General features: G+C 75.1%; 9 protein-coding genes, 1 tRNA gene and 1 pseudogene. 4 read left to right on the top strand and 7 right to left on the bottom strand.

The features are described 5' to 3' along the window. The coding region (locus ABZ641_RS05090) for an ATP-binding cassette domain-containing protein (RefSeq protein ID WP_359979284.1) at positions 1-146 on the bottom strand (146 nt) is incomplete at its 3' end. A 136-nt stretch (positions 147-282) separates the two neighbouring features. Between ABZ641_RS05090 and ABZ641_RS05085 the strand changes: the two genes are divergently transcribed. Together ABZ641_RS05085 and ABZ641_RS05080 are read left to right on the top strand one after the other, a co-directional pair. Continuing rightward, positions 283-1,602 carry a VWA domain-containing protein gene (locus ABZ641_RS05085; RefSeq protein WP_344625979.1) on the top strand — a complete coding sequence of 440 codons (1,320 nt, stop codon included), beginning with the start codon at positions 283-285 and terminating at the stop codon, positions 1,600-1,602. 14 nt (positions 1,603-1,616) lie between these two features. Further along, on the top strand, positions 1,617-2,570 hold the full coding sequence (locus tag ABZ641_RS05080) for a peptidase (RefSeq protein ID WP_359979275.1): 954 nt from the start codon (positions 1,617-1,619) through the stop codon (positions 2,568-2,570). A gap of 195 nt (positions 2,571-2,765) precedes the next feature. Here the strand turns inward: ABZ641_RS05080 and ABZ641_RS05075 are convergent. Beyond that, a pseudogene (locus tag ABZ641_RS05075) lies at positions 2,766-3,191 on the bottom strand (MarR family transcriptional regulator); the annotation flags it as partial. Between the two features lie 138 nt (positions 3,192-3,329). On the opposite strand from ABZ641_RS05075, the gene ABZ641_RS05070 reads away from it, so the two are divergent. Both ABZ641_RS05070 and ABZ641_RS05065 read left to right on the top strand, forming a co-directional pair. Continuing rightward, a complete protein-coding gene (locus ABZ641_RS05070; RefSeq protein WP_359979272.1) occupies positions 3,330-4,571 on the top strand; it encodes an MFS transporter in 1,242 nt (413 codons plus the stop codon). Between the two features lie 74 nt (positions 4,572-4,645). After that, a complete protein-coding gene (locus ABZ641_RS05065; protein WP_344625976.1) occupies positions 4,646-5,056 on the top strand; it encodes a heme-binding protein in 411 nt (136 codons plus the stop codon). Positions 5,057-5,127: 71 nt separating this feature from the next. Here the strand turns inward: ABZ641_RS05065 and ABZ641_RS05060 are convergent. The 5 genes from ABZ641_RS05060 to moaC form a co-directional block, all read right to left on the bottom strand. Continuing rightward, positions 5,128-5,204, bottom strand: a tRNA-Ala gene (locus ABZ641_RS05060). A 122-nt stretch (positions 5,205-5,326) separates the two neighbouring features. Next, positions 5,327-6,424 (bottom strand): gephyrin-like molybdotransferase receptor GlpR, encoded by a 1,098-nt coding sequence (gene glpR, locus ABZ641_RS05055; protein WP_359979269.1) that lies wholly within the window; start codon positions 6,422-6,424, stop codon positions 5,327-5,329. A gap of 160 nt (positions 6,425-6,584) precedes the next feature. Next, on the bottom strand, positions 6,585-7,202 hold the full coding sequence (locus tag ABZ641_RS05050) for a GNAT family protein (protein ID WP_344625984.1): 618 nt from the start codon (positions 7,200-7,202) through the stop codon (positions 6,585-6,587). Further along, entirely contained in the window at positions 7,199-7,735 is a 537-nt protein-coding gene (locus ABZ641_RS05045; protein ID WP_344625960.1) for a MogA/MoaB family molybdenum cofactor biosynthesis protein, read from the bottom strand. Before ABZ641_RS05045 ends, ABZ641_RS05050 begins: the two co-directional genes overlap by 4 nt. Beyond that, on the bottom strand, positions 7,732-8,229 hold the full coding sequence (gene moaC, locus ABZ641_RS05040; protein WP_030270697.1) for a cyclic pyranopterin monophosphate synthase MoaC: 498 nt from the start codon (positions 8,227-8,229) through the stop codon (positions 7,732-7,734). The genes ABZ641_RS05045 and moaC overlap by 4 nt, the downstream gene beginning before the upstream one ends. Positions 8,230-8,251 lie beyond the last annotated feature (22 nt).

The raw sequence follows: 8,251 nt of genomic DNA, 5'->3' as shown, positions 1-8,251 counted from the left end.
GCCGCGATCCGCAGCAGGGTGGACTTGCCGCTGCCGTTCGGGCCGCCGATCCGCACCAGCGCGCCCGCCTCCACGGCGAGCGCCACCCCGCGCAGGATCCACGGCCCGCGCCTGCCGTACCGCCGTCCAACCCCGTCGAGCCGCATGCGCCCCCTCCCTCCGCGGAAGCCTAGACGGTGCTCCGACCCGGTGGGCCGCGGTGCTCCGATCCGCACAATCCGCTTGGTTCGCACAGGCCCTGCACATTGGGAGAACCGAATTGATGATCCATAGGATGCGCGCGTGACGACTACCCGACGACGAACGGCGACCCGCGCGGCGGGGCTGCTGTCAGCACTGGCGATATCCGCCGGCATGCTGCTCGGCACCCTCCCGGCGTACGCCGACGAACCCAGCGGCACCGCGGCCGCCACCACCGAGGCACCCAAGGTCGACCTCGTCCTCGACGTCAGCGGCTCCATGCGGGCCACCGACATCGAGGGCCGGAGCCGGATCTCGGTCGCCCAGCAGTCCATCGGCGAGGTGATCGACGCCCTGCCCGCGGAGACCGAGTTCGGCATCCGCACGCTGGGCGCCACCTACCCGGGCAACGACAAGGCGGAGGGCTGCAAGGACACCAAGCAGCTCTACCCGGTCGGGAAGACGAACAAGGTGGAGGCCAAGACGGCCGTCGCCACCCTGCGTCCGACCGGCTGGACGCCGATCGGCCTGGCGCTGCGCGGCGCGGCCCAGGACCTCGGCAACGGCCCGACCACCCGCCGGGTGGTGCTGATCACCGACGGCGAGGACTCCTGCGCCCCGCCGGACCCGTGCGAGGTGGCCCGCGAACTGGCCTCGCAGGGCATCAACCTGGTGGTCGACACGCTGGGCCTCGCCCACGACGACAAGACCCGCCAGCAGCTGCTGTGCATCGCCAACGCCACCGGCGGCACCTACACCGACGTGCGGACGAAGGAACAGCTGACCGACAAGGTCAAGCAGTTGGTCAACCGGGCCGGCGAGACCTACCGGGTGACGCCCGCCAAGGTGGCCGGCGCCGACGCCTGCCCGAACGCGCCGGTGCTGCGGCCCGGCGTCTACAGCGACCGCGAGAAGTTCTCCGAGCACCGCGTCTACCGGGTGCCGGTGAAGGCGGGCGAGGAGCTGCGCGCCTCGGTCAGCGTCACCCCGGACCGGGCGGTCGCCCGTGACTACGGCGTGCTGCTGCTGGCCACCGACACCCGCGGCCAGGAGCTGGTGCGCGGCACGGACGCGGGCAGCGGCCGCACCGACGTCGCCTCCACCGGTCTGCGCTGGTCCGCCCCGGCGGCGGACGAGGACGCCACGCCCTCGCCGTCCGGCAAGGGTGCGGCCACCGACGGCGTCGTCTGCCTGGTCGTCAGCAACTCCTTCGCCGCCCAGGCCGGCGTGCAGGCCGAGCCCGGTCTGCCGGTCGAGCTGACGGTGGACGTCGCCAAGGCCTCGCCGTCACCGGACGGCCCGGCCATGGGTCTCGGCCGCGGCTGGATCCTGCTGCTGGTGCTGACCCTCGCGGGCCTGCTGGCCGGCCTGCTCTTCGGCTGGGTCGCGCGCTGGCGGATCGCTGTCTGGCGGGAGAACTGACGATGCGTGCACCGATGATGCGTTCCCTGATGCTGCGTTCGCGGGCCGCCCGTGCCGCGGCCGTGCTGCCGATCGGGCTCGGCGCCCTGCTGGCGGCCGCGCCGTCCGCCGCCGCGGCCTCCCCGTCGCCGGCGCCGTCCGGCTCGGCCGACACCGCCCCGGTGACGACCGCAGGGACGACCTTCCTGACCGCGACACCGCTGCCCGCCGGGCGGACGGCCGCGGTGTCCGCCTCCACCGGCGACTACCTGTACTGGGCGTTCGCCGCCTCCGAGGGCCAGACCGACACCGTGCACGTCACGGTGGCGCTGCCGCCGTCCGGTGACCGGCACGGCGCGCAGACCTGGTCGGTGGAGCTGTTCGACGGCCTGCGCCGCCGGCAGTCCTGCACCGCCGGTCCGCAGAACGCCACCGCGGACACCGGCACCGCCTCGGTGTCGATGAGCTGCGCGCTGCGACAGATCCGCTCCTGGGCCGAGCCGTGGTCGGGCGACCCGCTGCCGGGCACCTACTACGTCCGGCTCTCCGTGGCGGACGTACCGCAGCAGGACCTCGGCCTCGCGGCCCAGGTGAAGCTGCAGGTCTCCGCCAAGGGCGGGGCGGACGACGCCCAGCCGGAGGGCGGCGAGCTGAAGGCCCCGCTGGTGCCGCCGGTCAACGCGGGCTCCACCGCGGCGCCCGACGCGACCGCGGCCACCCCGAGCGCCAAGCCCTCGGCCTCCGCCCCGGCGGCGCCGGGCACGGTCGAGGTGGCCGCGCCGGCCGAGCCGGAGTCGCACTGGTACAGCGGCCTGTTCTCCGGCTGGAACACCCGCTGGTACTGGACGGTCGCGGGCGGCGCCCTGGCCGCCCTGGCCGGCGTGTGGGGCTACACCCTCACCCGCCACCCGCGCGGGCGCCGGCCCGCCGGACCGGCCCCGGTGCCTCCGCAGGCGCCCGCGCCGCAGCACCCGCAGTACCGCAGCTGACCCTCCGGGTCGGCAGCACCGCGCAGGGCCCGGCCCCGGCGACACCCCGTCGCCGCGGCCGGGCCCTGCGCCGTTCCCGGGCCGTCCGCCCGGTCAGCCGACCGCGACCGGGACGGGCGCCGCGGCGCCGTCCTCCTGCACCGCCTGCACCGGCCGCCCGGCCTGCGCTGCCGCCTGGGCCTGCTCCAGGCCGCGGACGGCGGCGACCAGCGGCGCGAGCTCGGGGCGGCGCCCGGCCGCGTCCAGGGCCTCGCGCAGCGCGTGGTCGTTGGTGGGCCTGGCCTGCTCCAGCAGGGCGAGCCCGGCCTCGGTGACGTCGGTGTAGATGCCCCGGCGGTCGGTCGGGCAGAGGTAGCGGGCGAGCAGGCCGCGGTCCTCCAGGCGGGTGACCAGCCGGGTGGTGGCGCTCTGGCTGAGCACGACGGCGTCCGCGAGCTGGGCCATCCGGAAGTGGCCGCCCTCGCCGTCGTGCTGGTCGCTGAGCACGTCCAGGACGGAGAACTCGCGCACGCTCAGTGCGTGCTCCGCCTGCAGGGCGCGCTCGATGTACGTCTCGATCCGGCCGTGCAGGGCCGAGAGGGCGCACCAGCCGTGGGCCAGGCCCGGTTCGGGTCGCGTCATGGGGACCACTGCTCCCTTCGCTGCGGTGTCCGTTCCAGGGTAGTCCAACTCCGAAAAAGCCCGCGTTTGCAACTATCAGCGTCTGCAATTAATGTCGAAGCCCGTAAGACCTGCACGCAACCATTCGGAGGGCCACCCATGCCTCTCGCACTCCTGGCGCTCGCCATCGGCGCCTTCGGCATCGGCACCACGGAATTCGTGGTCATGGGGCTGCTGCCGCAGGTGGCCCAGGACTTCGGCGTCTCCGTCCCCACCGCCGGGCTCCTCACCACCGGCTACGCCCTCGGCGTGGTGGTCGGCGCCCCGCTGCTCGCCGTCCTCGGCACCCGGATCAGCCGCAAGCGGATGCTCATGCTGCTGATGGGGCTGTTCGTCGCCGGCAACCTGCTCACCGCCCTCGCCCCCACCTTCGGCCTGGTGCTCGCCGGCCGGATCACCGCCTCGCTCGCGCACGGCGCCTTCTTCGGCATCGGCTCGATCGTCGCGGCGGGCCTGGTGGCCCCGGCGCGCCGGGCCGGGGCGATCGCCATGATGTTCACCGGCCTGACCGTCGCCAACGTGGTCGGCGTCCCGCTCGGCACCCTGGTCGGCCAGCAGGTCGGCTGGCGGGCCACCTTCGCCCTGGTCGCCGCGCTCGGGGTGGCCGGCCTGGCCGGCATCGCCGCCCTCGTCCCGGCCGACCCGCGGCCCGGCACGGACGGCGCGCACCGGCCGGGGATCCGCCGCGAGCTGGCCGCCTTCCGCAACGTCCAGGTCGTGCTGGCGATGCTGATGACCGTGCTGGGCTTCGGCGGGGTCTTCGCCGCGATCACCTACATCGCACCGATGATGACCGGCGCCGCCGGCTACGCGGAGTCCTCCGTCACCTGGCTGCTGGTCCTGTTCGGGCTCGGCATGGTCGCCGGCAACCTGATCGGCGGCCGGTACGCGGACCGCCGGCTGATGCCGATGCTGATGACCGCCCTCGGCGCACTCGCCGTCGTGCTCGCACTGTTCGCCTTCACCGCGCACGACAAGGTGCTGGCCGCCCTGACCGTGCCGCTGATCGGCGCGCTCGGCTTCGCCACCGTCCCGCCGCTGCAGAAGCGCGTCCTGGACCGGACGGCCGACGCCCCGACCCTCGCCTCCGCCGTCAACATCGGCGCCTTCAACCTCGGCAACGCGCTCGCCGCCTGGCTCGGCGGCGCCGTCCTCTCGGCCGGCTTCGGCGCCACCGCCCCCAACTGGGTCGGTGCGCTGATGGCCGGGGCCGCCCTCGGCCTCGCCGTCCTCTCCACCGCGCTGGACCGCCGGTCCACCGCGGCCCCGAACGTGGCCCCGAACGCGGCCCCGGCCACCGTGGCCGCACCCGCCGACCCGCGGGTGCCGGTCCACCACTGACCGACCGTCCGCCCCTCCTCGCCCCCACCCGGCGCACGATCCACCCGCACCACCGAACCGAACCGGAGCACCCGATGAACCCGCTGACCACCGCCGACGCCGACCGCCTGATCACCGCCGCCCACCGGGCCGCCGGGGCCGAGGGCGTCCGGATCTCCGCCACCGTGCTGGACGCCGGCGGCCACCTGCTGGCCTTCCGCCGCGACGACCGGGCCGTGCTGATCGCCGGCGAGACCAGCACCCGCAAGGCCTACACGGCCCTCCAGCTGGACGCCCCCACCGCCGACCTGGTCGAGGCGGTGCAGCCGGGCGGCGTCTTCCACACCCTGCCGACCGCCCTGGACCGCCCGCTGCTCTTCCTCGCCGGCGGCATCCCGCTGCACCGCGACGGACGGCTCGTCGGCGCCCTCGGCATCGGCGGCGGCGCTCCCGCCCAGGACCACGGCTTCGCCCTCGCCGCCGCGGCCGAGGCCGGCCTCGGCTGACCCCCGCTCAGTTCGGGCCCGGCCACTGAAAACAGAAATCCCGTCCGGTCGACGACCGAACGGGATTTCGTTGGTGGAGCTGAGGGGATTCGAACCCCTGACCCCCTCGATGCGAACGAGGTGCGCTACCGGACTGCGCCACAGCCCCAACGAGAAAGAACTCTATCACCTCTGCGGACCACCTCGTGACCATTGCCTCTGCGGGTCCCGAACCGCCCCCGACGTGCGGCGCCCCGACGTCCGCGGGGGCGGAGGGCGGGGCGCCGGAGGTCACTCGTTGGCCGCTCGGGCCCTGGGCGGGCAGTCCGCCTCGGGCGGCGCCGCGCTCTCCGCGTACTGGTCGAACAGCGGGGTGCGGCGGGACTCGGCCGGGCGGCCGGAGTCGCGGACGCCGGGGGCCGCGAGGTCGAGGCCGCGGGTGACCCGCGGGGCGACCGGCGCGGTGACGTAGGTCGGCAGCGGGACGGGCACCGGCTCCCAGGAGTCGGCACCGGCCGGCCCGCGCTCGCGCATCCCGTCGACCCACTCCTCGTGGTCGGTGGCCTCGGCGAGCGCCGTCGCGGTCGAGGCCGTGTCGGACGGGCCGTGCGCCGGCAGGTCGGCGGCCAGCCGCAGGTGCGGCCGGGCCGGCCCGTCCGCGGCACGCACGTCCGCCTCCGGTTCGACGGCCGGCTCGTCCGCCGCGGCCCGCTCCTGCTCGCGCGCCCGCTCGCGGGCCCGCAGCCGCTCGGCGGCCTGGGCGGCCCGGGTGCGGTCGAGCTTGACCTCGTACCGCTGTCGCTCCAGTCGGCGCAGGTGGCCGATGTAGAAGGTCAGCAGGACGGCGGGCAGGGCGGGCACCCAGATGAAGGCGAAGCCGGCGACGGCCGCGACCACCGCGCCCAGGGCGAAGGCGACGAAGAGCAGGGTGACCATCCGGCGCCGGCGGGCGAGCAACCGGGCCCGGCGCTGGGCGGTCGGGCGGTGCACCGGCCGGTCCGCGGACGGCTCGGCGCCCGGGGCCCGGATCTCGGGGACCTCGGCGACCTCGGCGCTCCCGGGGGCGGCCGGGGCGTCCGCCGGCCCGACGGCCGGGAGCTCCGGATCGGCCTGGGCGCCGTCGGCGGCCGCGGGCGCGCCGGAGGCCGGGGCGTCGCCGGGGGCGTCGTCCTCGGTCGGGGCGGGTTCGCCGCCGTCGGACTCGTCGGTGAGGGACTTCGAAGCGCGCCGCTCCAGCGCCGACCGGCCGGCCAGCAGGCGGATCGCGGTACTGAAGCGTTCCGTCGGACGCGACTCGTTGAGCTCGTCCTGCCTGCGGAGCCACATCGGCACCAGATAGGCGGCCCAGGCTCCCACGATGACCGCGTAGATAAGGCCGCTACTGCTCACGATTCACACGGTACGGGGGCATGGTGAGGCCTGGCAGCAATTTGGCGCGGCGTGTCGTGTGATCAAGCTGATTCTCCGACTATTTTGCCGGTGTTTGCCACCACTCGACCCGGGGCCCGATGCCGGATCGATATCTATTTCGAACAAATATTCAATTCACTCAGGAGCGGCCGCTCCTGACGGCACGCCAGCGCGCCAGCATGCCCTCCGGCACCTCCTCGACGGTCAGCGCGTAGACCAGGTGGTCGCGCCAGTCGCCGTCGATGTGCAGATACCGCGGACGCATTCCCTCCTCGCGGAAGCCGAGTTTCTCGACCACCCGCCGGCTCGGCCGGTTCTCCGGCCGAATGCACACCTCGATCCGGTGCAGTCCGAGCGTGCGGAAACAGTGGTCGACCGAGAGCGCGACGGCGGTCGGCATGATGCCGTGGCCCGCCACTTCCTCGTCGATCCAGTAGCCGACGTTGGCGGAGCACATCGACCCCCAGGTGATGCCGCCGACGGTGAGCTGGCCGACCAGCCGGCCCCGGTGCAGCACCACGAAGGGCAGCATCCGGCCGGCCGCCGCCTCGCCGCGCAGGTAGCGGACCATCTGCCGGTAGCTCGGCCGGGCGACCCCGCCGCGGCCGGCCGGCGGCGGGGGCACGGTGGCCTCCCAGCGCCGCAGCCAGTCCCGGTTGCGGCGGCTGACCTCCTGCCAGGCGCGCTGGTCACGGGCCCGGATCGGGCGCAGCGTCACGTCGCCCTCGGTCAGCTCGACCGGCCAGCCGGCGCTCAGCTCGTGCTCCGGACGGTGCCGTCCGGCCGCGGGTGGTCGCCGCCGCGGAGCTGGTCGACCGCGTGGGCGAGCAGCGGTTCGAGGACGGCCAGGCCGTCCTTCACGCCGCCGGTGGAGCCGGGCAGGTTGACGATCAGGGTGCGTCCGGCGAGGCCGGCGAGGCCGCGGGAGAGCACCGCGGTGGGCACCTTGTCGCGGCCGTGCGCGCGGATCGCCTCGGCGATGCCGGGGATCTGCCGGTCGATCACCCGGGCGGTCATCTCGGGGGTGAGGTCCATCGGCGAGATGCCGGTGCCGCCGGTGGTGAGGACGACGTCGTAGCCGGCCTCGACGGCCTCGCGGAGCACCGCCTCGACCGGGTCGCCGTCCGGCACGACCCGCGGGCCGTCCGCGGCGAAGCCCATCCGGCCGAGGCCCTCGACGAGCAGCGGGCCGCCCTTGTCCTCGTACACGCCGGCCGAGGCGCGGTTGGAGACGGTGACGGCGAGCGCGCGCACGGGGCGGCCGGCGGCCGGGTGGCCGTCGGCGGTCACCGGGCGTCCTCGCGGGCCCAGTCGCCGCTCTTGCCGCCGGTCTTGGTGAGCACCCGGACGTCGGTGATCGCGGCGGCCTTGTCGACCGCCTTCACCATGTCGACGACGGTCAGTCCGGCGACGGCGACGGCGGTGAGCGCCTCCATCTCGACGCCGGTGCGGTCGGCCGTCCGCACGGTGGCGGTGATCTCGACCGCGTCGTCGGTGACCGCCAGGTCGACGGTGACGCCGGAGATGGCGATCGGGTGGCAGAGCGGGATCAGGTCCGGGGTCCGCTTGGCGCCCATGATCCCGGCGATCCGGGCGACGGCGAGGGCGTCGCCCTTGGGGACGCCCTCGCCGCGGAGCAGTTCGACCACCCGCGGGGCGACGGCGACCCGCCCGGCGGCGACCGCGGTGCGGACGGTGGTGGCCTTCTCGGAGACGTCCACCATGCGGGCGGCGCCGGTGTCGTCGACGTGCGTGAGGCGGTCGCCGGGGGGTGTCTCGGTCACGGGGGCTCCAGTGGCGCGGGTC

The organism is Kitasatospora sp. NPDC007106, from assembly GCF_040634455.1.
GTDB lineage: Bacteria > Actinomycetota > Actinomycetes > Streptomycetales > Streptomycetaceae > Kitasatospora > Kitasatospora arboriphila.
The sequence above is the reverse complement of the archived record's forward strand: the minus strand, read 5'-3'. Positions and strand labels throughout refer to the sequence as shown.

Coding starts and splice junctions, on each gene's coding strand:
- ABZ641_RS05080 (WP_359979275.1), top strand. CDS start 1,617: ATGATGCGTTCCCTGATGCTGCGTTCGCGGGCCGCCCGTGCCGCGGCC.
- ABZ641_RS05070 (WP_359979272.1), top strand. CDS start 3,330: ATGCCTCTCGCACTCCTGGCGCTCGCCATCGGCGCCTTCGGCATCGGC.
- ABZ641_RS05065 (WP_344625976.1), top strand. CDS start 4,646: ATGAACCCGCTGACCACCGCCGACGCCGACCGCCTGATCACCGCCGCC.